22 protein-coding genes are annotated in these 24,660 nt (G+C 45.5%); 7 read left to right on the plus strand and 15 right to left on the minus strand.

The features are described from left to right. Positions 1-4 precede the first annotated feature (4 nt). Positions 5-1,462, minus strand: coding sequence for an NADP-dependent phosphogluconate dehydrogenase (gene gndA, locus FQV43_RS04955; RefSeq protein WP_146339245.1), 1,458 nt, complete (start codon positions 1,460-1,462; stop codon positions 5-7). Positions 1,463-1,633: 171 nt separating this feature from the next. Between gndA and FQV43_RS04960 the strand changes: the two genes are divergently transcribed. Further along, positions 1,634-2,095, plus strand: a complete 462-nt coding sequence (locus FQV43_RS04960) for a PaaI family thioesterase (RefSeq protein ID WP_146340414.1) — start codon at positions 1,634-1,636, stop codon at positions 2,093-2,095. Positions 2,096-2,171: 76 nt separating this feature from the next. Further along, positions 2,172-2,486, plus strand: coding sequence for a GlsB/YeaQ/YmgE family stress response membrane protein (locus FQV43_RS04965; protein ID WP_144272863.1), 315 nt, complete (start codon positions 2,172-2,174; stop codon positions 2,484-2,486). Between the two features lie 87 nt (positions 2,487-2,573). On the opposite strand, the gene FQV43_RS04970 is transcribed toward FQV43_RS04965, so the two are convergent. Together FQV43_RS04970 and FQV43_RS04975 are read right to left on the minus strand one after the other, a co-directional pair. Continuing rightward, positions 2,574-3,653, minus strand: coding sequence for a magnesium and cobalt transport protein CorA (locus FQV43_RS04970; RefSeq protein WP_246846994.1), 1,080 nt, complete (start codon positions 3,651-3,653; stop codon positions 2,574-2,576). Between the two features lie 156 nt (positions 3,654-3,809). Beyond that, positions 3,810-5,156 (minus strand): NAD(P)/FAD-dependent oxidoreductase, encoded by a 1,347-nt coding sequence (locus FQV43_RS04975; protein ID WP_146339247.1) that lies wholly within the window; start codon positions 5,154-5,156, stop codon positions 3,810-3,812. 253 nt (positions 5,157-5,409) lie between these two features. Between FQV43_RS04975 and FQV43_RS04980 the strand changes: the two genes are divergently transcribed. Continuing rightward, complete coding sequence (locus FQV43_RS04980; RefSeq protein WP_146339249.1) at positions 5,410-6,747, plus strand: class I SAM-dependent methyltransferase; 1,338 nt, start codon at positions 5,410-5,412, stop codon at positions 6,745-6,747. A 153-nt stretch (positions 6,748-6,900) separates the two neighbouring features. Here the strand turns inward: FQV43_RS04980 and FQV43_RS04985 are convergent, their stop codons facing one another. Beyond that, positions 6,901-7,590, minus strand: coding sequence for a YceI family protein (locus FQV43_RS04985; RefSeq protein ID WP_146339251.1), 690 nt, complete (start codon positions 7,588-7,590; stop codon positions 6,901-6,903). A gap of 32 nt (positions 7,591-7,622) precedes the next feature. Further along, complete coding sequence (locus tag FQV43_RS04990) at positions 7,623-7,904, minus strand: hypothetical protein (protein WP_371710926.1); 282 nt, start codon at positions 7,902-7,904, stop codon at positions 7,623-7,625. A 285-nt stretch (positions 7,905-8,189) separates the two neighbouring features. Here FQV43_RS04990 and FQV43_RS04995 point away from each other — a divergent pair, with 285 nt between their 5' ends. Then, entirely contained in the window at positions 8,190-8,573 is a 384-nt protein-coding gene (locus FQV43_RS04995) for an RNA polymerase-binding protein RbpA (protein WP_144272867.1), read from the plus strand. A 46-nt stretch (positions 8,574-8,619) separates the two neighbouring features. On the opposite strand, the gene FQV43_RS05000 is transcribed toward FQV43_RS04995, so the two are convergent. From FQV43_RS05000 to cobN, 5 genes are all read right to left on the minus strand, one after another. Continuing rightward, entirely contained in the window at positions 8,620-9,471 is an 852-nt protein-coding gene (locus FQV43_RS05000) for a hypothetical protein (protein WP_144272868.1), read from the minus strand. A gap of 57 nt (positions 9,472-9,528) precedes the next feature. Beyond that, on the minus strand, positions 9,529-10,326 hold the full coding sequence (locus FQV43_RS05005) for a polyprenol monophosphomannose synthase (RefSeq protein WP_146339253.1): 798 nt from the start codon (positions 10,324-10,326) through the stop codon (positions 9,529-9,531). A gap of 68 nt (positions 10,327-10,394) precedes the next feature. Continuing rightward, on the minus strand, positions 10,395-11,990 hold the full coding sequence (gene lnt, locus FQV43_RS05010; RefSeq protein WP_146339255.1) for an apolipoprotein N-acyltransferase: 1,596 nt from the start codon (positions 11,988-11,990) through the stop codon (positions 10,395-10,397). Positions 11,991-12,002: 12 nt separating this feature from the next. After that, positions 12,003-12,548: an FxsA family protein gene (locus FQV43_RS05015; protein WP_246846974.1), complete on the minus strand. Its 546-nt coding sequence runs from the start codon at positions 12,546-12,548 to the stop codon at positions 12,003-12,005. A gap of 31 nt (positions 12,549-12,579) precedes the next feature. After that, complete coding sequence (gene cobN / locus FQV43_RS05020) at positions 12,580-16,218, minus strand: cobaltochelatase subunit CobN (protein WP_146339257.1); 3,639 nt, start codon at positions 16,216-16,218, stop codon at positions 12,580-12,582. Between the two features lie 197 nt (positions 16,219-16,415). Here cobN and FQV43_RS05025 point away from each other — a divergent pair, with 197 nt between their 5' ends. Genes FQV43_RS05025 through cobJ form a run of 3 tightly spaced genes read left to right on the plus strand, consistent with a single transcriptional unit; the run spans position 16,416 to position 19,830 of the window. Then, positions 16,416-17,621, plus strand: a complete 1,206-nt coding sequence (locus tag FQV43_RS05025; protein WP_246846975.1) for a precorrin-3B synthase — start codon at positions 16,416-16,418, stop codon at positions 17,619-17,621. Continuing rightward, positions 17,621-18,322: a precorrin-8X methylmutase gene (locus tag FQV43_RS05030; RefSeq protein WP_146340422.1), complete on the plus strand. Its 702-nt coding sequence runs from the start codon at positions 17,621-17,623 to the stop codon at positions 18,320-18,322. The genes FQV43_RS05025 and FQV43_RS05030 overlap by 1 nt, the downstream gene beginning before the upstream one ends. Next, complete coding sequence (gene cobJ / locus FQV43_RS05035) at positions 18,319-19,830, plus strand: precorrin-3B C(17)-methyltransferase (RefSeq protein WP_146339259.1); 1,512 nt, start codon at positions 18,319-18,321, stop codon at positions 19,828-19,830. The genes FQV43_RS05030 and cobJ overlap by 4 nt, the downstream gene beginning before the upstream one ends. Before the next feature lie 2 nt (positions 19,831-19,832). On the opposite strand, the gene FQV43_RS05040 is transcribed toward cobJ, so the two are convergent. The 5 genes from FQV43_RS05040 to FQV43_RS05060 form a co-directional block, all read right to left on the minus strand. Then, entirely contained in the window at positions 19,833-20,567 is a 735-nt protein-coding gene (locus tag FQV43_RS05040; protein ID WP_146339261.1) for a cobalt-precorrin-6A reductase, read from the minus strand. Next, positions 20,555-21,328: a precorrin-4 C(11)-methyltransferase gene (gene cobM / locus FQV43_RS05045; protein WP_144272874.1), complete on the minus strand. Its 774-nt coding sequence runs from the start codon at positions 21,326-21,328 to the stop codon at positions 20,555-20,557. Before cobM ends, FQV43_RS05040 begins: the two co-directional genes overlap by 13 nt. A gap of 83 nt (positions 21,329-21,411) precedes the next feature. After that, the gene (gene cbiE, locus FQV43_RS05050) at positions 21,412-22,701 is read right to left on the minus strand and encodes a precorrin-6y C5,15-methyltransferase (decarboxylating) subunit CbiE (protein ID WP_146339263.1); all 1,290 of its coding nucleotides are present in this window, start codon (positions 22,699-22,701) and stop codon (positions 21,412-21,414) included. A gap of 22 nt (positions 22,702-22,723) precedes the next feature. Next, complete coding sequence (locus tag FQV43_RS05055; RefSeq protein WP_146339265.1) at positions 22,724-23,482, minus strand: SDR family oxidoreductase; 759 nt, start codon at positions 23,480-23,482, stop codon at positions 22,724-22,726. After that, positions 23,479-24,624, minus strand: a complete 1,146-nt coding sequence (locus tag FQV43_RS05060; protein WP_146339267.1) for a Xaa-Pro peptidase family protein — start codon at positions 24,622-24,624, stop codon at positions 23,479-23,481. Before FQV43_RS05060 ends, FQV43_RS05055 begins: the two co-directional genes overlap by 4 nt. Positions 24,625-24,660: the final 36 nt, after the last annotated feature.

A 24,660-nucleotide genomic window follows, 5' to 3' on the forward strand; every position in this document is an offset into this window, starting at 1 on the left:
AACCTTAGTCTGTTTGGACTTCAGATCGGTCGCCGGACCAAAGTGTATGGAATGAGCCTGGTTTATCAACGCGCTTGTATGTGTGTGCGCCGAAGTAATCACGCTGACATTGGATCAACGCAGCTGGTAGGCGATCTGCACGTAGGCTGTCATAATACGACAAGCTAGAAGAGAACACAGGGATTGGTTGTCCTATTTGAGTAGCAACAACCACAACTCTACGCCAGGAATCAATGAGCTGAGCTAGCTCTGATCGGAAGTAAGGGTCTAAAAGCAAAGATGCTACCTGTGGATCATTATCATAGGCTTCTACAATGCGGTTAAGGAATTGTGCACGGATAATGCATCCGCCTCGCCAGATAGTTGCTAATCCTCGCGGATCAATATCCCAGTCGTGTTCATCTGAGCCAGCCTTAATTTCGTCAAAACCTTGTGCATAGGCAACAAGTTTTGAGGCATAAAGCGCTCGACGCACATCTTCAATAAAGCTTTCTCGATCAATGCCCAAAGATTCAATGGTCGTGAGGCTGCCACCAGGTAATTGATTATTAGCTGCTTGACGCTGTGCACTAGCACTTGACAATGCACGAGCAAATACAGCTTCACTAATACCTGTGACTGGTGTACCAAGGTCAAGAGCTGCTTTTACTGTCCAACGCCCGGTACCTTTCTGGCCAGCTGCGTCGACTACTATGTCCACCAGTGGTTTTCCAGTTTCTTGATCTACTTGTGCCAATACTTCTGAGGTAATTTCGATGAGATAAGAATCTAAATCACCTTGGTTCCATGTCTTGAAAATATCAGAGATTTCTTGAGGGCTCAGTCCTGCTCCAGAGTGCAAAAGCTGATATGCTTCTCCGATTACCTGCATATCTGCGTACTCAATGCCGTTATGCACCATTTTGACGAAGTGACCAGCTCCATCTGGACCGATATGGGTTACACAGGGAACTGAATCAACTTTAGCGGCGATTGACTCGAAAAGGGATCCTAATGCCTCCCAAGATTCTGCTGGTCCACCAGGCATAATAGAAGGACCATTCAAGGCTCCTTCTTCACCACCTGAGATACCTGCTCCAACAAAGTTAAGACCACGCTGAGATATCTCTTTTTCGCGTCGGATGGTATCCGTGTAAAGGGCATTACCACCATCAATGATAATGTCTCCTTCTTCCATTAGGTCAGCGAGTTGGTTGATGACCGCATCTGTCGCCGCACCAGCCTGCACCATAATAATTGCTCGGCGTGGTCGTTCTAGTGAAGCAACAAATTCTTCGATGGTCTGTGCAGGAATAAAAGATCCTTCATTACCGTAATTATCAATGAGCGCTTGTGTTTTGTTATACGAACGGTTAAAAACAGCTACTTTGTGCCCATTACGCGCAAAGTTTCTGGCCAAATTTGAGCCCATTACCGCAAGACCAATAACACCAATATGAGCCAACTCTTTATTTACAGTCATAGCATTGCATTCTACCTTGCCACTGGAGGAGTTGCTATATGGGATTTATTGCTGTCGACTTTTTATCTGATTTTTAAGCGGCAGCAACATATTCTCAACTAGATTAAAGAAAAGACTTATGAAACGTTCATAGGTACATAACTACTAATCGCTTTTCTCAAAGGGGATATGATGTCTATTTCTAAAAAAACGGTAGATATTCTTGAACTTTTAAGCACTATACCTAGTGAAGGTTTGAGCCAGGAAGACCTATCTATAGTGCAACAATATAGTGGGGGATTTACTAACCATTTAGGGTTACTGTTCACGCATGCTAATTCTGAAAAAGTATGCGCTCAGTTACCGGTTAAGGAGAATCACCTACAGGTGACAGGTGTGGTTAATGGCGGTGTTTATTGCGCTATTGCAGAAACTATTGGTTCTGTTATGGGACTTATTGCTTCTAAAGGTGTTGTGGTTTTAGGCGTGAACAACAGCACCGATTTCCTTTCCTCAGTTGCTGATGGAGTTATTGAAGCACAGGCGCGTGTTATTAAAGCAGGGCGCAAGACGCAGCTGATTTCTATCGAGATGTTTAATCAGGAGAAATTGGTTGCGCGTTCGACGTTACGCACATTGCTCGTTCCGCAATAGATCGTTATCCTTCCTATAAGGAAATGTTGTCAAAAGTTTATTGAAGTTTTCAATAAGTGTAGGCATGATTGTAAGTATGACTTTATTATCTCAAGCACAGGAAAGTGTTACATATCTTGCAGCTAGTGCGCCTGCATTAAGTTTTATTGGTTGGCTTGTTATCGGTGGTCTTGCTGGTTGGATCGGCTCAAAGATCATGGGAACCGATGGCCAAATGGGACTCGGACTCAATATCCTCGTTGGTATTATCGGTGGTTTCCTTGGCGGTTGGGTGCTATCGCTGATTGGTTTTGATGTTGCTGGTGGCGGTAAGTTCTTTAGCTTCTTGACCTGCTTGGTCGGGTCTTGCTTGTTCCTCTGGATCTTCAAGTTAATTTCTGGCAAGAAATAATATGAAGGATATTAAAGCCTGGGTGATTGATATCTCCCAGGCTTTTCTTATGGCTGCACTTTGCTAGACATTACAAATTACTAATGCTTATAGCCATTTTTGTTTGTGGAACCACCACCACATTATGCATACAACCGCGACAATAATAAAAAGCACAACATAATAGCCATACCGGTAATGCAACTCAGGCATATTATCAAAATTCATGCCATAGATTCCGGCTATTAGGGTAGGTACTGCTGCCATGCCAACATATGCAGAAATGGCACGCATATCTGCATTTTGCTGGATACTTACCTTGGTTTCTGCCGCTTTGATCAGTGTCATGAGTCGTTCGTCATGGCTGGCAATATCATCTTTAACTCTGATTTCATGATCAAGGACATCACGAAAATAAGAGCGCATCTGTTTGTTGAGAATGTCCTTATTACCCGCAATCATCATCTTTAGGGCAGGGTCGAGAGGATCAATGGCATGACGCATCTCTAGTACCTCACGTTTGAGCAAATATATCTGGTCTACATTGATACGCGCTCCAGGGGTAAAGACTTCTTCTTCTAGATAGTCGACGTCGTCAGCTAATTCTGTACTAATGAATACGTAGTCATCCACAAGCACATCCGCTATTGCCCAGGCAATAGACATTGGACCATGCTTTGCTAATGTCGTTGTGTCATTGATCCGGTCGTCAATGTCAGGTAGGGAAGTATTATGCCTGATGGTGATCACAAAATTATCCCCGACGACGATCTGCATTTCACCAGTTTCGATAACTTGGCGAGCTGACTGAACGGTTCGTGGGTGATGACCAAAGTCGGAATACTGCACCGAACGAATAACCATGAACAATTGATCATCATAGCGCTCTACCTTTGGGCGCTGATATGCACCAACGACATCCTCTACGATAAGAGGATGAACCCCAAACTCGGTTGCAATTTTGTGCATTTGCTCTTCCGACGGGCCGCTGAGACTTAACCAAATAAAACCTTGATCTTCTTCAGTCATGCGCGAACGCAGGTTTTCGAGAGCAGAAGCATGATGGCAGCTACCACTTTGACGTATGCCGTTGAGATACATCCAGCAGTGATCGATGACCCTTTCAACAGGGACACGTATTTTTGATTGTGTAGTATGTGCGGGTTTAGCAGGGCGTAGTTTAGAAATAGGTCCGCGTTGACCATTGTTTTTATTTTCTACCACAATAAACACCTGCCTTAGTTGCGTCGATAGAATCCTAATATATTAAAGAACATCTTTATGAATAGAGTGAAAAAGAGGGGTACTAGATATAAGTACCCCATAGCAACATAATGTTGTGTGTTATTTCTCGTCGGCTTTCTTATCGAGTGCTAGACGAGAATGTAGCTGCTGGCGAGTAGTATCCATATTCCAGCGCTTACGGGCAACTGCGTTAAGTAACCACGTGAATACTGCTCCAGCGCGGTTGCGGAAACCAATAAGGAAAGCGACATGGACAGCAAGCCACATTAGCCATGCACCAAACCCAGTGAGTTCGGTCTTATCCATCTTCACTACTGCGTAGAAACGTGAAATAATCGCCATAGAACCTTTATCGTAATAGTCGAAAGGCTCACGTTCCTCAGCGGAGCGTCCTGCAGCTTCAGCAGCGATTTGTTCTGCTACATATGCACCGCCTTGGATTGCAACTTGTGCAACACCTGGCAGACGGTTGAGCGACATCATATCGCCAATGATGAACACATTTTTCTCAGCACCAACGCTGAGATCTGGATTAACAGATACACGACCTGCGCGGTCTGCTTCGACACCGAGTTGATCAGCAACAAGTTTGCCCAGTGGTGATGCCGCAACACCAGCAGACCAAATTTTGCAGAATGCTTCGATTGTGTGGGTAGAGTCATCAGCTGTGGACTTATAAGTTACAGATGTCTCGTTTACATCAGTCACAATTGCGTTGAGTTTTACTGAAACACCAATTTTTTCTAATTGACGCTGTGCTTTTCGCCCAAGATTCTTTCCGAAAGGAGGCAATACCTGTGGCGCACCGTCGAGAAGAATGATTTTTGCATTTGCTGGGTTGAAACGAGAGTAAGCTCCAGCTAGAGTACGATGCGCTAATTCAGCGACCTGTCCAGCAAGCTCAACACCGGTTGGACCTGCGCCGACAATCACGAAAGTGAGTAGCTTCTCACGCTCAGCTGGGTCTTCGGTTAGTTCTGCACGCTCAAAAGCATCAATAATGCGGGAACGAATCTCTAGTGCGTCATCAATGCTTTTCATGCCTGGCGCATATTGCGCAAAGTGATCATTACCAAAGTAAGACTGACCAGCACCAGCAGCAATAATGAGGGAATCATAAGCAAAAACTTTGTTGTGCTGCTCTAGGGTCGCAGTTACTGTTTTGCTTGCTGTATCAATATCTGTGACTTCTGCTTTGACAACATTAACATTGTCTTGTCCGGCAAGGATTTGGCGAGTAGCAGGAGCGATTTCGCCTGAGGAAAGAACACCAGTTGCTACTTGGTAGAGTAGTGGCTGGAATAGATGATGGTTTGTGCGGTCAATAAGTGTGATATCGACATCTGCATCTTTAAGGTTTTTGACGGCAGATAGACCACCGAATCCAGAACCAATGACAACTACATGGTGACGTCCGCTTTCTGGACGAAACGCAGTCTCAGACATAAAAAGTCTCCTTGTGTACCTATAAACACTATTGCATGATAGTTATTTTAGTGATCGACACCATGTTACAATTTTTGCTCAGTTTTTTCATCTCTACGGCTAATAAAGACTAATAAAACCAGCATTTTTGCTTATAAACTTCATTAAGGATGTGTTATCGGCGCGTAACGCTTTTTTATCCGCCTTACATAGATAAAGTAAGGCAGGAATGACACGGTATATACCGGAAAAATCATCTCTGGGAGAATGCTCTATGGATAATACAGCGCAACATACTTATTCGCGTGCACAATTTTCCATTGACGCTCAGACATGGCCGCGTATTGCACAAGTTCCAGATGGCACCTGGACTGCCTGGAGAGCACGTGCTGCAGAAGCAAAATTCGCAGCTGCAGCTGCAAAAGCTGAGCTCACATTATCTGGCAACGATGCAGATTTGACCATCGTGGAGGATTCACTTTTTGCCCGTATTGCTGCTGGCGGTTGGCTTGGGTTGGCAGAAGGGTATATGGCAGGCGAGTGGGAATCAGATAACTTAGCTGTGGTATTGGAAAAACTTATTCGAGCCGGTTACAATCCAAGAATTCCTCGTCGTCTTGCTGCTGACATCAGTGATTCATATACCGGTATGGAATTGCCACCACAGCTCATTCGTCTATTTTCTGGCGACGGTATGAGTGCCTCGGGTACAGTTTTTTCTTCAGGAGTGCCTACTACAGAGCGCATTGCAGTGAAAAACTACGCAGCAACTGCAAAAACCGCACAAGTAACGAAGGTTCGACAGCCTGCACAGCGTTATATCGATGACACAACACTGACTGATCCTACATATGTAGAGAAACAAGATCTTTCAGGTGCTCAGCTGCATAATATAGCCATGCTCTTGGATGCGGCGCATGTTCGCCAGGGCAGTCATATATTGGATTTTCCGAGTTCAGGTGGCTCTTTAGCAATTATGGCTGCGCGTCGCAAAGCTATTGTGGATGCAATTAGTTCAGATGCTGACTTTGTCCAAGATATTCGCTCTGTAATACATGCGGCAAAAGTAAGCGATAATGTTCATATTGAGCTCAGCGATTCGCCTCTAGTAGATCCACGAGAATGGTCTGTGGACTATGATGTAATCAGCTGTGTAGAGAAGCTAGAGCACATGGATCAACGCACGAAGCGTGAATATATTCGCAAAATTGATCGGTTGCTAAACCACTCTGGTATTTTTGTTTCTCAAACTATTGTTTCACGAGAAAAAAGCCGTACAAAAGCTGAGGCTGCATTATCTTTAGGTAAGGCTTATTTGTGGTCAGCGCAAGAGTTTAGCGATCTTGATTCCTTGCGCAAGTTGTTTGATACACACAGTAATTTGCGCGTCATTTCCCAGACGCATATCGCTAATCATTATGCACGTGGGTTGGCGCTACAGCGTCAAATGTTTCAGTCGCAGGAACGTCAGGCGGCGGCAGATGGTTTTGATGCCGTGTATAGACGTATGTGGGTGTATTACCTGTCAATGAAAGAAGCGTTGATACATTCTGGACTTCTTGATGTGGTGCAGCTAGTTGCAGTGCGCCCAAGTCGGCGACGAAACGTATAACGCGTTATGGTGGAGAGTGTGCCGAGAATCTAAGTTGACATAATGTATATTATCGGACATTTGGGGTAGGTGCCCGATGTGAAGTAGAGTCGCTCAATTATGTCACTGTGACGCAATTAAGCGGCTGGGCTGTGTGTGCAAGTAATTGACGTATTACTTCTCTAAAGTTAATCGCACATTGATTTCGCCATTTTCATCAATCTTCGCTGCAACAAATTCAGGAGTTTGCACATCATAATCTAAGCGATTAATTGGAATCGTAGTCGATAAAATAATCTGCTTCCCGCTACGCACAACCTTAAACGTTGGTACGACCCTGTGAGTCTTTCCATGAATGCTGAGATCGCCTGGAACGTCAATCTCTGCGACTTCCGCATGATCACCAATTGTGCTGAGATCAACTTTTTCTGCTACATCAAATGTTGCCGTGGGATATTTATCTGTCTCGAAAATTTTACTCCGAACATTGATATCACGTTTTTCCTGATCGGAACTGATGTCGTCCATATTAACTTCAATACGCCCAGATGTTAAAGTTTTGTTTTCAACATAAACATTTCCGCGTATGCTCTGCGTCGAACCAGAGGTTATCCGCTTTTCCGCAGGAAGTATCTCATGAAAGGTAAAACCAACTGAACTGATATTAGGCGCAGAACCATATGCGATCTGCCAATGTCCATCAACATCAGTGCTTGCCGGCTGCGCTTTTGAGGCGTCTAACTCTTCTGTCTTAATTCCTGGACCATTGAATAACGGATAAAGAACAGTTACTAAAGCAAAAGTTGATAGCAGAATAACTGCAGCAACAGTAGAGAATATAATGATTTTGCGTTTTTTATCCATGATTTTATCCGTCTATATCCGTTCTTTATGCTCTATCGTATGGACTCAGCTGAAAGGGATAACTCCACCAGTTCATCACACAATTGCTGAATTTCCTGCTGACTCGCATCTTCGCGATAAGCAGTTGCGATATCTTCAGCAGCACAGCGAATCTGAAAAAGCAGATCACGTAGATTTTCTACCTTCTCTGGCGATAATACAACAGCCTGATCCGAAATTGGTGTGACCGTCACAGCATTGCGTTGCTCATAAGCTCGCTGCTTACATGAGGATTTGCAATACACTCGTGGGCGCCCACGTCCACTACTTGGCATTTCTTTTCCACACCATTTGCAGGTAGGCAAACGCTCAGCACTGTTATAAGACTTTGTGACCATCACTAGATAAGTCTAGTCGCATAAGGAAGCAATTAGGAAGAATCATAACCTAAAAGATAACGTCGAAAAGCAATAGAATAAGAAAATAATAAAACAAGAATAATATCAATATCCGATATTAAGGAATCTTTTAGAGGGTTCATGCGTTATAGTAGTAGATCTTAGGTAAGAAAATTTTAGCTTGCCTCGATAATTATTTACGACGAAAGGACTGATCACCATATGGCAGATCGTGTTCTTCGCGGCAGCCGCATGGGTGCTGTGAGTTATGAAACAGATCGTGACCATGATTTGGCACCACGCCAATTGGTTCGATACAAAACTGAAACTGACGAGGTTTATGAAGTACCATTCGCTGATGATGCGGAGATACCATCAACTTGGCTATGCAAAAATGGGCAAATTGGTTACCTCATGGAGGGCGAAGGCAGCGAAGCAAAAGTCACCAAACCGCCTCGTACACACTGGGATATGCTCAGAGAGCGTCGCTCTATCGAAGAACTAGATTTACTTCTTGAAGAACGTATCGATCAATTACGCAAGCGTCGTCGAAATGCGCAACGTTTGCTTAAACAGCAACAAGAAGAAGCTGCTAAACAAAGCTAATCAGACAATAAAAAATCCAGTCAGTGATTGACTGGATTTTTTATTTCTAGCGACACTGTGGCAAGACAGTAACCAGCTGTTGTGGAATCGGCACATTATCAGGAATAATCTGCTCCACTGCTGCCCCAGCTTCTTCAGGGACAAGACAACGTAGACGCTGCTTAAGCTCAGCACCACCATTAAAGCCAGGCAAAACGCCAGGAATATCTGGAATACCAGGAATACCTGCAGGAGTATCTCGAATAGAGCTTTTCACATCTGAAGTATTATCACTTGCTGAGCCAAAAGTAGAAGCAGCAACCACATAACCAGGGCCAAAAGAAACAGTGCCATTGACATTATGATTATCAGACCAACCAAACTTGGTGCCCTCAGAACTAGGTAGCTGTGAAGTACCATAATTTTGCGGGTAACCATCAGCGGCAATCGGAGCTGCAGTACGCATTCCTTGGATGATTGGTGCCGCTACAGGATCATATTTGATAGCTGAAACAAAGCGAGCAACATCAGACACGCTCGTAGTGCTATTCCCCCATGCCCCACCATAGCGAGAATGGGTCAAACCATAGTTTCCAATGACTTCGGATATTGCCTGCGGATATTTACGATCAAGGTATGATGCAGTGGCATCCTCAGAGAACCTAATCATATTTTCTACCTTGGCTTTATCAGCATTATCTCCATTGCGTAACACCCACATACCAAGATAAAGTTTTGACAACGACAACGCAGGACGAGCTTCATGCTGATTTGCAGAACCGATTGCCTCACCAGTGTCATAGACAATTGCGATTTGGGTACGTTGTGGTGGAGCAGATTCTAACTCAACTGCATTAGCAAGAGGAGCAATGCTCATAGCGAGTATTGCTGCACATAAGCCTGAGAGAAATTTTTTCATAGGTAACTCTCTTTTTTGAGGATGGATATTCTGTATATAAATAGCGAAAAAGAATAGTTATTTGTTACGCATTTTTTCTTGAATTTCATGCTTTATCAGCCCAGAAAAATCACTGATGAAATCGCTAAGCTGCTGCTTTCGATGCGCAAAACCCCATTGAGTTACCTCTAAAAGTGAATCCTTGACAAAGCTACCGGATAATTTTGACTCACCAATTTCGCGTTCTGTGAAAGTGATAGGAACCTCGCGAACATCAAACCCAGCACGCACAACCCTAAAGGCCATATCAACTTGGAAAATATATCCAGCATTAGAGAGCTCATCAAGATTAATTGCCTCAAGAACCTCACGTCTAAAAGCACGATAACCAGCAGTCATATCGGATAAGCCTGCACCAAGTGCTAAGGAAATATAGATATTTCCTCCCTTAGATAAAATCCAACGCTTTTTAGGCCAATTGATTACCTCACCACCAGGAACATAGCGAGAACCAATGACGAGATCAGCACCATCATCAACTTCGCGTAACAATAAATAAAGCTGCTCAGGGGCATGAGAGCCATCTGCGTCCATTTCACACAGAACGGTATAATCACGCTCTAATCCCCAACGGAAACCAGCTACATATGCGCCGCATAACCCACCTTTACCCTGACGATGTAGTACATGGATATGGTCGTCATTTGTTGCTAACTCGTCAGCCGCTGCACCAGTACCATCTGGACTATTGTCATCAACGATAAGGATATCAACATCAGGCGTAGCGCTTCGTACTCGACCAGTAATGAGTGGTAGATTCTCCAACTCGTTATACGTGGGGATAATTACTAAAGTTTTCTCGCTGGGCTTTGACATTAAAGTTCTTTACTCCTTGGTTAAGGATTAACACCAAAAAACAATAATAGCTGATTTATGCTCTAGCACTACTTACGTACACGCTGAGAAAAGATACTGATCCCCAATAGCACGATCCCGATGCAGCCAAGGATCGGTTCAACAAAATGACCATATCGCGCAGAAAAAGTAACAGAAGACCGCAAAGGCATATCGTCGATAAGCGTATCAGAAGTGAAAATTTCTGTTTTTTGCTTTACGACGCCATCTGGATCGATAAGCGCAGAAACACCAGAAGTAGCTGCTACGATGACGCTTCGGTCTAATTCAATAGCCCTCATTCTGCTCATTGCCAATTGCTGATAAGTCATATCGCTAAAGCCAAAAGTCGCATTATTAGTCGGGGTTGTAAGGATTTGTGCGCCGGCATTGATAGCGCTATGCCCTGCCTGATCGAAAGCTACCTCATAGCAAGTTGTTATGCCTACGGTTATATTTTGATTGGATTGCGCAGTATGCATTGCGACAGTACCAGTACCATTACCAGGCTTAAAATCACCGGCGAGGTCTACTAAAGGGGTAAACATCCGGAAAAAACTTCTCCACGGCATATACTCGCCAAATGGTTGGAGAAATTTTTTATTATGCTCATCTCCTTTACCAGTGCGCGGATCCATCACAACCATAGTGTTATGGAGCCCAGAAGCATCCTCGGTAATCGTACCGAGCAAAATCGGTGCCTGAACGCGATCCAAGGCTTGACCCAGCATAAGCCCAGCTTGAGTATCACTGAATGGGTTAACATCCGCGGCATTTTCCGGCCAAAATACAGCATCCACAGGTTGAGTGATTTTTTCAGTTTCTACCACATGATTACGCAATACCGCTCGACGTTGTGCATTGAATTCTAAACCAAGTTGCGGTACATTGCCTTGAACTGCTGCTACCTTTATATGCCCTTGGTCAGCACTGCCACCACTAAGCCATGCATTCACATTAATAAGACCAAAGACAATGAGGCTGATAAGCACTTTTCTAAAAAATTGAGAGAGGCAAAGCGCAAGAAAAAGCATTGCGATACCAGTAGTAAGAAAACTGACCAAAGGAGCGCCCCCCCAAGGGGCAAAATACACGAGCGGGCTGTCTACTTGTCCCCATGCTAAGCGCACCCAAGCAAAGCCACCAAAAGGTATGGTACTTCTGCCCCACTCGATTGTTGCATAGATAAAAGGGAAACATACTAATGCCCCACGAACGAACTTTTTGCTAATAATCGAGAAGCATACACCTAATAGCCCTGACCATAAGCTGAGGTAGACACATAGAGCCACATAAGGGAACGCGCCAACTAATTCGCCGATCCACGGCAAAAGCAGCAAATAAAGAACCATGCCATGAACAAACCCAAGGAAAAATCTGGTGCGCCCAGACAGATCCAGAGTTGATATGGGAGTTTTCTTTTTCGTTGTGGCCTTGTGTTTTGTTTTTTTCAGAGGCTGCTTGTTGCGCAACGCAAAGGAACTAAGCTCTCTGATAAGAGTCGCTGGTGCCAATGCGAGAAAAAGTAGTGCCACCCCGATAATGGCAGCACAATACCAGCCGAGAGGCGCATAGGACGCATAGATTAAAATTCCAGATAATGCGGCTGCACCTGTCCTGAGTAAAAGAGGAAAAACTGTTTTCATTATTGAAAGTGGCTATTCCTTGAAATCATCTGGATCAACGTGCTGGGACCAAATGCGAATGCTAGTTTCGTCTTCCTCAGATGGTGACGATGGCGCTGCATCAGTATGCGTATCAGCAAAATAACCATAGGAGGATCGCTGCCGATATTGGTTAGTTGCCTCAAAACCACGCATACCAAGATCTTCAATTTTCTTACGCATTTTCTTTGATAGTCGTGTCTGAATGACAGAGCGCGTACCAGAATTAATCAGTAAAAAACCAATGGCGCTGCTGACAAAGCCAGGTAACGTAATGAAAACACAACCGGCAGCTACTAAACCTAGATTCCCAAGTGCCTTACCTGGGGTTGCTTTGCCGTGAGCCAGACGGGCTGCAATTGAGCGCATTTGCATGGTCGCTAGGATGAGCCCTAAAAAGAAAAATGCAATAAGCAATAGTAATGCCCAACCTGTACCAATTAAGTGTGCCACTAGCCAAAAGACCACAGACTCAACGACAATATAGACAAGTGCAGGAATAATCAACGGCATAGCTGCCATAGTACCTGTTCTAAGCATTGCGTTGTACTAGACTACGCTGAAACTACTATTAGTTACGATCTTCAATAGTGCCTTCCATGTCTAGGAAAGTAGTGCGCAATGTATCAAGACTTTCCTGAGTAGGATTCTCCCATAGACCACGTTCTGCAGCTTCTAGCAGTCGTTCCGAGATATCACGCAATGCCCACGGATTAGAATTCTCAAAAAACTCGCGATTAGTCGGATCAGCAACATAGGTTTCGCTTAGTTTTTCATACATCCAATCGTCCATGAGTCCAGTCGTCGCATCATAACCAAAGAGATAATCCACAGTAGCACTCATCTCAAACGCCCCCTTGTAACCATGATTGCGCATTGCCTCTAACCAGCGAGGATTGACAACACGAGCACGGAATACGCGACGAGACTCTTCATGCAAGGTACGAGTTTTTACTGTTTCTTGTCTCGTCGAGTCGCCAATATAAGCATCAGGAGACTCACCGGTGAGTGCACGCACAGCTGCAACCATGCCACCGTGGAATTGGAAGTAATCATCAGAATCAGCGATATCGTGTTCAGCGGAATCGACGTTCTTCGCTGCTACTTGGATACGTCGATAAGCATTATGCATTTCCTGTTCAGCTCGAACCCCATCAAGATTGCGTCCATAGGCATAACCACCCCAGGTGCTATATACTGCGGCAAGATCTTGGTCATTGCGCCAGTTACCAGATTCAATAAGCTCTAGTAGACCTGCACCATAGGTACCTGGTTTGGAACCAAAGATACGTCGAATCGGCATGGCATCTTCCATTGCATGAGCACGAACATAATTATGTTCTGGTGCTTCATCAAGACTAGCGACGAGTTGGATAGCATCGTCAAGCAAAGCGATAACATGAGGAAAAGCATCTCGGAAAAAGCCGGAAATACGAACTGTCACGTCAATACGTGGACGACCAAGTTCTTCCAAAGGGATAACGGCCAAATCGATTACTCTACGGGAGGCTTCATCCCAAATGGGACGAATACCTAAGAGCGCAAAGACTTCTGCTATATCATCGCCTGAGGTGCGCATTGCAGAAGTACCCCAGATGCTTAGCCCTACTGATTTAGGATAAGCATTATCATGTTCTTTCTGGTACCGCTCAATAAGCGAATCAGCTAGCAGCTGACCAGTTTCCCATGCTAGGCGCGAAGGCACTGACTTGGGATCGACGGAATAGAAATTACGTCCAGTCGGTAGTACATTGATCAATCCGCGCATAGGTGAACCTGATGGTCCAGCTTCGATGAACCGTCCGTCAAGTGCTCGGATAATTTGATGAAGTTCTGCACTTGTTGCTTCAAGACGCGGAATAATTTCTTGGCAACTAAATACTAATAGTTTGCGTAGCGCGGCATGGTCAGTGCTTTGTGGTAATGGCGTGGCCTGAAGAATCTGATCAATACTGTGTACGTGCCATTGCTTATCTTCTAGTTGCTCTAGCAGGTTATATGCAATTTTTTCTATTTCGTCAACGCGGTGTCGGGTTTCTTGTCCGGTTTCTGATAAGCCGAGTGTTTCGCGTAGACCTGGTACTGCTTCTTCCCCACCCCATAGTTGACGGGCACGTAGCATTGCTAGGACTAGCTCTACACGTGTGGTTCCGTTGAGTACCTCTCCCAGGATATGGAGTCCACCTCGGATAGCAACGTCTTTGATTTCACAAAGCCAGCCGTCGATTTCCATCATCTTATCGTCGAAGGCATCGTCATCGGGGCGTTCGTCCCAGCCTAGATCAGAGTCCATTTTTGCTGCTTGGAGCAGTGTCCAGATTTCTTGGCGAATCGCAGGAAGTTTTGCTGGATCCATTGCGGAAATTGTGGCGTGTTCGTCGAGAAGCTGCTCCAGACGGGTGATATCGCCATAACTTTCTGCACGTGCCATAGGCGGAATCATGTGATCGATGAGAGTGGCATGGACACGACGTTTTGCTTGTGTCCCCTCACCTGGATCATTAACTAAGAATGGGTAGATCAGTGGCAAGTCGGCGATTGCCTGATCGGGATAGCACTGCGCGGAAAGTCCAGCGTTTTTTCCAGGTAGCCATTCCATATTTCCATGTTTACCCATGTGAACAATGGCATCGGCACCAAAGACTTCGCGCAACCAATAATATGTACCAAGGTAATGATGGTTCGCAGGTAAGTCTGGATCGTGGTAAATGCCTACTGGATTTTCGCCAAATCCTCGTGGCGGTTGGATCATGATGATGACATTGCCAAACTGTAAGCCAGCAATATATATTTCCTGAGTGTCAGGATTGACATAGTGCTCACCTGGTGCTTGCCCCCAGTGCGCAGTCATCTCTTCTTGCATATCAGCAGGCAATGTAGCAAAGAACTCAAGGTATTTTTCTTTGCTTAATTTGAGTGGGTTATTCTCAAGTACCTCTTGGGTTAACCATTGTGGGTCATGGCCGCCGGCGTCGATAATAGCGTGCATGAGTGCATCGCCATCTAAGGAACCTTGGTCATCTGAACTGGTATATCCCGGGATGAGGGTGGTATCTCCCAGATCATAACCAGCTTTTTCTAATTCGCGTAGTAGCTTTAGCGTAGACAACGGCGTATCTAAGCCTACTGCGTTTCCGATCCGTGCATGTTTAGTGGGATAAGCAGAGAACATGAGCACAATTTTCTTTGCTGCATTGTCTATGCTGCGGAGCATTGCATAACGATATGCGATACCAGCTAGTCGACGACACCGCTCTGGATCGGGTACATATGAGATCAGACCGTTGTGATCGTATTCCTTGAACGAAAAAGCAATGCTGATGATTCTGCCGTCGAACTCTGGTACTGCAATTTGGCTTGCAACATCTACTGGGGATAGTCCTTCATCATTTTCTTCCCACTGTGCGCGAGAATTAGTTAACGCAAGACCTTGGATGATGGGAATATCTAGTTCTGCCAGAGCAGCGACATCCCATGATTCATCATCGCCACCAGCACCTGCAGCAGCAGGTTTTGTGCCTCCAGCAGCTAATACAGTGGTGATGAGGGCATCGCAGGTTGCTAGTTCTTGAAGAAGTTGCTCGGGTGCTTGTCGCAATGATGCAGTATAGAGTGCCACAGGCTGAGCACCACGTTCTTCGATTGCTTGTGCAAGTGCTTCAACATAGGCAGTGTTTCCTGCTAGGTGTTGTGCGCGGTAGTACACAATGCCGATGCGTGGTATGGGGTTTTGTGCTTTAGTTACAGCAGAGTTGCTATGAGCGGTGTTATCAGTGCGATCAAGATATCCCCACAGTGGCATATGCTGAGGTGGTGCAAAGCCAAAGCCAGTGAACAAAATGGTGTCGGAGAGAAAATGATGGAGGTTAACGAGGTTTTCCACTCCGCCTTCAGCAAGATATGTATGGGCTGTTGTTACCGTACCAGAGGCAACTGTTGATAGCTGTGTCAGTTCAGCATCAATGGCGCGTTCCCCGGAGACGACAATAGTGGGTACCCCAGAGTCAAGGAGCTTTTCTATCCCCTGCTCCCATGCTCTTTTACCACCTAGTAGTCTGACAATAAACACATCAGTGCTGCGGATATGTTCGTCTAACCACGACATACTAATCGACGTTGGATTAGCATACTTGAAGTGCACATTCTCGTGTGCATTAGCAGCTTGTGCAGTTAATAAATCTGTGTCTGAAGTGGAAAGTAAGGTAATCACTATGGTCCTTATAGAAATCGTAGAAGGGTAACGCGCCCTTAGGCGATGAGGTGCTAAAACTACCGCTTATATTCCCATAGGTCTGACTATGACAGTGGCGCGACCGCGCGGAATTACACCGACTTCCATAGAAACATAAATATGCAGGTGGCTTATATGTCACAGAATAGCATGAGCAGTAAGTTAAACTGATATATGTGACTGCCCGAAAACATTTGTCCCCATCGAGGGATAGCAATAGTGACGAGACGAAAAAAGAAAAAAACGTTATACGAGGTTCTCGTACCGATCGATGTCCTGGTGCCCATTCCCTGCACCAAGCTGCCGACGGATATGTTGGTCGTCTTCGATTCCCGGGTGGTCTTGTGCAACCAGAAAATTGGGAGACAATCCATCAACTCGCAGCCGAACATGGTGATTCTCATTTTCATCTCACTTCTCGTGGCAACGTCCAAATACGTGGGATAAAAGACCCCTTGGCCTTTAGCAATGCTGTATCCCAGGCGCGGCTTGTACCGTCGAAAGCTCATGATAGATTGCGCAATATCATTGCTTCGCCTTTTTCTACCCAACTATGGGAGGTAGTCGCCAAGTTTGATGCTGCATTATTAGCTAACGATGAAATTGTGGGTTTACCTGGTCGGATTCTTTTTGGTTTTGATTCAGGCGAAGGTGATATCCTCAGCCAAAAACCAGACTTTGGCATGATGCACTTTGAGTATGGTTCGTTACTCATTCTGGGAGGAGAACTTACACGCGTAGCCATTGATCGCGTTCAAGATAGCAATGAAATTTTGCTTGCAGCAGCAGTTAAGTGGCAGCAGGAACGGGCACAACTATGGCGTGTGCATGAGCATGATTCTTTTTCACAACACACAATTGACTTTTTGGTAGACACCTACAACTTGACCATGCTCGACCAGCACGATATGCCAGCGCTATCCCAGGAACAAAGTCAGAAGCGACGTGTTGGTTGGTTCGATAATGAGCATGGTTCAGTAACATTGGGGTTCGCTAGTGCATTTGGCCAATATGATGCCACTATCGCACAAATTCTTGCAGCTATTGGTGCGCCCACGACGGTAACGCCTTGGGCAAGTGTCATTGTGCATGATGTGTCTGAAAGCGTAGCAGAAGCGATAGTTAAAGTCTTGGCTCCTATGGGAATGATTTTTGACGAACAATCTCCTTGGTTGTCCCTCAGTGCGTGTACCGGATTACCTGGATGCACACAGGCACTATCTAATGTACGTCATGATGCCGCAGCCTATGCTCAGCAACAGACTCAGGTTGAGGGACTAGTACATTTTTCTGGTTGCCAACGTAGATGCGGCCACCCATTAGATACTCATACAGAATTTTTAGCTATTTCCGACGCAGAATATGAGGTCAGTACCCGATGATGGAAAAAAATGATGTGGCTTATCCTCATGTAGCCCCCTATTTCAATGATGTAACACAGGAATATATCACTGACGGCAATGCTATTTATCGTCGTTCCTTTGCAATGATCCGTGCTGAATCTGATCTTCGAGATTTTTCTGAAGACCAAGCACGAGTTGCAGTGCGTATGATTCATGCTGCTGGTGATACCGCACTAGCCAAAGACATTGCTATGAGTGATGATGTTGTTGAACATACCTATGCGGCACTAGCCCAAGGAGCACCCATTTTGTGCGACGTTACCATGGTTGCCACAGGTATCACACGCATGAGATTACCTGCACATAATGATATTCGATGCTTGTTGCACGACCCAGCAGTTCCTGAATTAGCACACACATTAGGCACGACACGCAGTGCTGCAGCTGTGGAACTATGGAAACCTGATTTAGCACATGCAGTGGTAGCCATTGGTAATGCGCCAACCGCACTTTTTCATTTGCTCAATGAGCTTGCTGCCTCACCAGAATTACCGCGTCCCGCTGCTATAGTTGGCATTCCTGTTGGTTTTGTGGGTGCAGCAGAATCAAAACTGGCACTGGCTCGTATGGCAGAGCAACTCGGTACGCACTATATCACTGTGCATGGTCGTCGGGGTGGCTCAGCAATTACCTGTGCTGCACTCAATGCCCTAGCTCATCCTGAGGAGATTATGTCGTGAGCAATAATTTTGGTGGAAAACTAATCGGTATTGGTGTCGGTCCTGGTGACCCGGAGTTGCTCACCATCAAAGCGATAAAAGCATTAGAAAGCGCTGATGTTGTTGCTTTTCACGCCAAACCACAAGGTGAGTCAACGGCCTATGAGATTGTGAAAGAGCATATCAAAAGCCATCAACATTTAGAATTACTGGAATATCCAGTCACCACGGGTATCACTGAGCATCCAGGTGGTTATGCAGGCGCAATGGCTGAGTTCTATCATCAAGCTAGTCAGCGATTGTCACAGCATTTATCTGAGGGAAAGACTGTGGCGGTGCTTGCTCTTGGGGATCCCATGCTTTATAGCTCATATCAGCATTTGCATAGGGTTTTGGCACAGGATTATGCCGCAGAAATCGTACCGGGTATCCCCTCCATTACTGCTGCTGCAGATTATCTTGGCCTGGCACTGGCAGAGGAGAAAGAAATCCTTAGTATTATTCCGGGAACTTGCAGCCGGGAAGAAATAACTCAAGCATTATCACAGTGCCAGAGCGCAGTCATCATGAAGCTAGGCAGAACCTTTAACAAGGTAAAGGCCGCTATGATTCAGGCTGGGGTTGCTCAGCGAGCATATGTTGTCGTCCGGGTAGGAATGGCAGGTCAAAAGCACATCCCCTTACTAGACGCGCAAGAAAAAGATGTCCCCTATTTTTCTGTTGCTGTCGTACCATCTTTGGAGGCACAAAAAGACGACATTGTCACAGAAAACATAACCCAGCGACGAGGTGAAGTAGTCGTTCTTGGATTAGGACCTGGTGCGTCTGAATGGACAACTCCAGAAGCTACAGAGGAACTGGCATACGCCACTGACCTTATTGGCTACACCACCTATATTAACCGCGTGCCAAAGATTCCTGGTCAGCGTCGACACGCTAGTGATAATAAAGTGGAAGCAGAACGAGCAGCAATGGCGTTGGATTTAGCCAAGCGAGGGCGTCGGGTGGCTGTTGTATCTTCTGGTGATCCTGGTGTTTTTGCGATGGCAGCTGCGGTATTAGAAACTGCAGATGATCCCCAATGGGCTGATGTGTCAGTTCGTATTGTTCCTGGTATGACCGCTGCTCAAGCAGTTGCTGCACGCGTAGGTGCACCGCTTGGTCATGATTTCGGCATGATTTCCCTGTCCGATAGGTTGAAGCCTTTTAGCGTTATTGAAAAAAGAATTCATGCACTTGCCCAGGCAGATATGGCTTTTGCGGTATATAACCCAGCGTCACGGGAACGTCGTGAACAAGTGACACGATTGCGCGATATTGTGTGCCGCTATCAGCAACCACACACCCCGGTGATCGTCGCGCGAGCAGTAGGAAGTGCTGAGGAAAACATCACTATTACTGATCTTGAGCATTTTGATCCTAGCATTGTCGATATGCGCACCATGATCATTATTGGTGCCTCAACTACTCGCACGTATCGTGCGCACGATACAACACGAGTATTTACTTCACGACGTTATCCCGCATAGTTTCATGCAAGCATAGAAATATAGCGCATAGCATCGTCAACGCTTGTTGCCTCATAGCTTGCTTTAGGCAGAATCGGGCGCTGAATCATAACAACGCTAATCCCTAATTCTCGTGCTGCTGTTAGTTTCGCCTGGGTGAGTTGTCCACCAGAGTTCTTTGTGACAACACAATCAATTTGATTGTCACGCATTATCTTCTTCTCAGTAGATACCTCAAAAGGTCCACGCGATAAAATTAGCCGATGGCGTGGAGGCAAAGGACACGAAGGTTTTTCCACACAGCGAATGACGTAGAGATTATAAGGATCATGGGCAAAATGAGTAAGCTGTTGGCGCCCAATTGTTAGGAAAATGTGGTGGAATTGCTGAGCACATACTTGAGCTGCTTTGCTCATGGAATCAACACTGACCCATTTGTCTCGGGCTTGTGGTTGCCAGCCGAGGCGTCGCAAAGCAATAAGCGGAATCCCAGTAGCCCGTGCTGCTTCAGAAGCACTGATACTAATACGCTCGGCAAAAGGGTGTGTAGCATCAATGATGAGTTCGATGCCATGCGTTAATAACCAGGCAGCAAGACCTGCGGGACCACCAAAGCCACCTATATGCACTTCCCCGACAGGCAACCGAGGATGAGTCACCCTGCCAGCTAACGAACTGGTGACATACCAACCATACTCATAGAGTTCTTGTGCTAGTTGTCGTGCCTCATGAGTGCCACCAAGAATTAACGCACGCATGGGATGGTTCGTCCTTCTTCATCACGAGGTCGATGCAGGGAATATAAATATGAATCGCTAAAAGTATCTGCAGTGAGCACATTACCTACGATAATCACTGCAGTGCGTTGAATCTGTGCTTCTTCTACTTTCTCAGCAATGTCTTGGAGAGTTCCACGACAGATAGTTTCTTCTGGGCGACTAGCATAGGCGACCACAGCGCAAGGACAATCATCACCATAATTCGGTGTGAGTTCACGAACGACTCGTCGAATATCATGCACCGCCAAATGAATAACCATCGTTGCACGGCTTTGACCCAAACTGTGGAGATCCTCCCCCACTGGCATACGCGAAGCACGCCCTTGAACCCTCGTGAGAATTACTGTCTGTCCAACTGTAGGTACTGTTAATTCTCGCCCCAATACTGCTGCCGCCGCACTAAAAGCAGTAACCCCAGGAACAATTTCGTACTGTATTTTATGCTGCTCAAGGCGACGAAGTTGTTCAGCAAGTGCTGAATAAATAGATGTATCGCCAGAATGCAAGCGCGCGACGTCATGCCCTTGCTCATCAGCAGCAATGATTAAAGAAATAATCTCATCAAGCGGCATTCGTGCTGTATTTATTACTTGTGCTCCCTCTGGAGTATGTTCTAAAACCTCTTGAGGCACAATTGAGCCTGCATATAGGCACACCTGACAAGAGCGAATGAGCTTATCTGCCCGCAAAGTAAGCAAATCAGCCGCACCTGGACCTGCACCAATAAAATAAACAGTCACAAAAAATCCTTTGCCAAATTAATGATTGGTTTTTATCTTAGTCGTACACACGGGTGTGCATTAAAAATTTTTCAAGAACTATGCTAGGTTTTTTTGACCACAACCCACTGAGTAATGGGATACGCAGGGCGCCATGCAGAAAAAGAACCAATGCTATGTTGCGTTGCAACATTGATTTTTGTTAAGTCGCCGCCATAGTTTTTATGCAGCTGCCACAGTAATTGCTCGCTTTCAATTGTCACTGCATTGGCAACAAGCCTACCCCCCTGCTTGAGCCTCAACCATGCTTGATGAAATAGATTTTCATTGGTCAACCCACCACCGATGAAAATAACATCGGGCGCATCTGGTACAGAATCAAAGGCTTGCGGTGCTTGTCCTTGAATAGCAATATGGCGTTTTACCCCAAGGCGATGCGCATTGGTCATGATATTTTCTTGTCTACTTGGAATAGACTCAAAACAAATTGCATGAGAGTTTTTCGTCGTACGCAAAAACTCAATGGCAACAGAACCAGCACCAGCACCAATATCCCATAGAGTTTCGCCATTACGAGGTTGAAGTGCACATACTGTTAAAGCACGAATGTGCTGCTTAGTTAGTTGCCCATCATGTTGATAGCAGTGGTCGCTTAGTCCTGGGGTTAAGGAGCGAATACTATCCTGACCAAGATCATCACTATGAGGTTCTACAGCAATGACATTAAGTGAACTTGTCACCTCGGGTGGTGTATGCGCACTAGAAAAAATAATCTGCTCATCGACGCTACCCAGGTCACTGAGCACTGTTACCCTGCTATTTGACAAATGGCGCTGGGATAGCAATTGGCAAATATCATGTGGACTTTGTTCATCCCTGCCTAATACTAGGAAACGCTGATTCTCATCTAGTGCACGATGAAGCACAGAAATGTCATTGGATACCAAACTAAAAACAGAAGTATCTGCCACTGACCAACCTAGTCGAGAGCACGCAAGGCTAGCACTGGAAACAGCAGGAATGATATGAAAACTTTTATCAGGAAATAATCGCAATAAGGTGTTGCCAATGCCATGAAACAGAGGATCACCAGAAGCCAAAAAAACAATGCGACGATACTGTTCCTCAAGACGGGCAAAAAACTTTGGTAGCGCAGGTAACAGTGGCGCTGGCAAAGGATGTTTATCAGCTGAAACATCATCAGGTATTAAATGCAGTTGTCGCCATGATCCCACGACCACGTCGGCATTGATAATGAGCTGCTGAGCTTTATAACCTAGCTCAGAAAAACCAGCAGCTCCTATACCAACGACCGCACAATACTGTTGCTGCATACTATGGTCATCGCTATTGCTATATGCCTTAAGGTGTGGTGAAAGCGCAGTTCTAGACATAATTCTGATCCTAGTATGGAAATCAACGAGGCATTTTTCGCCACACGCCACGAGGAATAATCCGCATGACCCATGCCAACAGTCGCAACTGTGCTGGTACCCACAAAGTTCTACTACGCAACTTCCCCACTGGCAGAGTCAAAGTCTTTGCTACAGTATCTGCCACCGTAGCTGCATCAACTGATAACGGCGCCGGTTTCATCCCTGTGGTCATGGCACCGATGACAAACCCAGGACGAACAGTAATCATGTTTACGCAACTACCATGCAATCTATCCGTCAAGCCTTGGCAAAAAGCGTCGAGTCCAGCTTTAGTCGAACCATAAACATAGTTTGCGCGACGAGCACGCCATCCAGCGATAGAAGAAAAAGCAGTAAGTGTTGATACTTCTTGGTTGCTGAGCAAAACATCAGCAGCCACACTAAGAGACACTATTTGTGCAGTGTAGTCGATATGAGCGATCTCAGCTGCATGTAACTCATCGACCTGTGCTTTTTCTTGATCGCCTAAAATACCAAAAGCAACAATAACATGGTGAATATACCCTGGTGCATTATGCACGATATGCTCGAATAACGGACGATGAGAATCTAGATCCTGAGCATCAAAGAATAGTTTTTCAACACTAAGTGCTCCTCGATCCAATAACTTTTCTTCTAAATCAGCTAATGCGTCGATACGTCTAGCAGCAAGGACAACATGATGCTGTGCACAGATGCGAAGTACAAGTTCACTGCCTATTTCGCTGGTAGCGCCAAGAAGAACAATAGTGGGTGTCATTGCAAGCCTCGAGGTTGATTATTGAGAGTCTCACATCCAGTTTCGGTAACCACCACAATATCTTCAATGCGTGCACCAAATTCACCTGGAAAATAAATACCTGGTTCTACAGAAAAACACATTCCTGGCTGTAAAATCAGCTCATTACCCGCAATAATATATGGTTCTTCGTGCACAGATAACCCAATGCCATGCCCAGTTCGGTGAATGAAATTATCGGCAAACCCAGCCTCAGCGATTATATCTCTAGCAGCTTGATCAATACTATGCGCACTGACGCCAGGTGCGACAGCAGCTAACGCGGCAGCTTGTGCTTTTTGCAAGATAGCATAACGACGCGCAACCTCAGCATCAACAGTCTCACTACCACCGACAACATAGGTACGGGTGCAATCAGAGTGATAACCAAAATCAGTAGTACCACCAATATCGACGACAACAACATCGCCGGTGGCTAATACTCGCTGAGAATAGTCATGATGAGGATTCGCACCATTTTCTGCAGAACCAACAATGACAAAATCAATATGTTCATGTTCGCAAGCGATAAGTTCATGTAATTGTGCGGCAACCTCTGCTTCAGTACGACCTGCAACTAATAAAGCAGGAACCTGTGCATGAACTGCATCAATAGCCTGAGCAGCACGACGCAACTGCGCAATTTCTTCTTCATCTTTTTGGACAAATAACTCTGCAAGTAACGTGGTTGCAAGTACATACTCAGCATGTGGCAAATGCGTGCGAATCTTAAGGAAATGATCAGCAGTTAAATCAGGACCAACCCCTATACGACGAAGTTCACCATCACCTGAATCATGCTGAGCAGCCAATACGGATAATGCAAGAGCATATGCATTTTCGCCGTCTTGCCATCCGGTGAGTTTGATATCTAACGCACCGACAACGCCTTTAGCCAATTCCGCCTTATCAACATCAGGCAATATCAGTGCCGGTTGTCCAGAAGCAGGAATAATAAGAGCACAAAAACGCTCGTGTGTGTGCATATATGTACCCAGCAGATAAGCAAATTGTGACCCGCTGGAAATAATAAGACCGTCTACGTGCTTGTGGCGGCAAATCTCTTGCGCTTTATTGAGTCTTTCTTGATAAACGTGTGCTGGAAAACATTTTTGTTCAGTCATAGTTTTCGTTCCTTTTACTCACGATCCAATATCTCA

Source organism: Corynebacterium sp. sy039, from assembly GCF_007904105.1.
Taxonomy (GTDB): domain Bacteria; phylum Actinomycetota; class Actinomycetes; order Mycobacteriales; family Mycobacteriaceae; genus Corynebacterium.

Excerpts from the sequence above, each read along its gene's own strand:
- gndA (WP_146339245.1), bottom strand. The coding sequence starts at position 1,462 with ATGACTGTAAATAAAGAGTTGGCTCATATTGGTGTTATTGGTCTTGCG.
- FQV43_RS04960 (WP_146340414.1), top strand. The coding sequence starts at position 1,634 with ATGTCTATTTCTAAAAAAACGGTAGATATTCTTGAACTTTTAAGCACT.
- FQV43_RS04965 (WP_144272863.1), top strand. The coding sequence starts at position 2,172 with ATGACTTTATTATCTCAAGCACAGGAAAGTGTTACATATCTTGCAGCT.
- FQV43_RS04975 (WP_146339247.1), bottom strand. The coding sequence starts at position 5,156 with ATGTCTGAGACTGCGTTTCGTCCAGAAAGCGGACGTCACCATGTAGTT.
- FQV43_RS04980 (WP_146339249.1), top strand. The coding sequence starts at position 5,410 with ATGGATAATACAGCGCAACATACTTATTCGCGTGCACAATTTTCCATT.
- FQV43_RS04985 (WP_146339251.1), bottom strand. The coding sequence starts at position 7,590 with ATGGATAAAAAACGCAAAATCATTATATTCTCTACTGTTGCTGCAGTT.
- FQV43_RS04990 (WP_371710926.1), bottom strand. The coding sequence starts at position 7,904 with ATGCCAAGTAGTGGACGTGGGCGCCCACGAGTGTATTGCAAATCCTCA.
- FQV43_RS04995 (WP_144272867.1), top strand. The coding sequence starts at position 8,190 with ATGGCAGATCGTGTTCTTCGCGGCAGCCGCATGGGTGCTGTGAGTTAT.
- FQV43_RS05000 (WP_144272868.1), bottom strand. The coding sequence starts at position 9,471 with ATGAAAAAATTTCTCTCAGGCTTATGTGCAGCAATACTCGCTATGAGC.
- FQV43_RS05005 (WP_146339253.1), bottom strand. The coding sequence starts at position 10,326 with ATGTCAAAGCCCAGCGAGAAAACTTTAGTAATTATCCCCACGTATAAC.
- lnt (WP_146339255.1), bottom strand. The coding sequence starts at position 11,990 with ATGAAAACAGTTTTTCCTCTTTTACTCAGGACAGGTGCAGCCGCATTA.
- FQV43_RS05015 (WP_246846974.1), bottom strand. The coding sequence starts at position 12,548 with ATGCTTAGAACAGGTACTATGGCAGCTATGCCGTTGATTATTCCTGCA.
- FQV43_RS05030 (WP_146340422.1), top strand. The coding sequence starts at position 17,621 with ATGGAAAAAAATGATGTGGCTTATCCTCATGTAGCCCCCTATTTCAAT.
- FQV43_RS05040 (WP_146339261.1), bottom strand. The coding sequence starts at position 20,567 with ATGCGTGCGTTAATTCTTGGTGGCACTCATGAGGCACGACAACTAGCA.
- cbiE (WP_146339263.1), bottom strand. The coding sequence starts at position 22,701 with ATGTCTAGAACTGCGCTTTCACCACACCTTAAGGCATATAGCAATAGC.
- FQV43_RS05055 (WP_146339265.1), bottom strand. The coding sequence starts at position 23,482 with ATGACACCCACTATTGTTCTTCTTGGCGCTACCAGCGAAATAGGCAGT.
- FQV43_RS05060 (WP_146339267.1), bottom strand. The coding sequence starts at position 24,624 with ATGACTGAACAAAAATGTTTTCCAGCACACGTTTATCAAGAAAGACTC.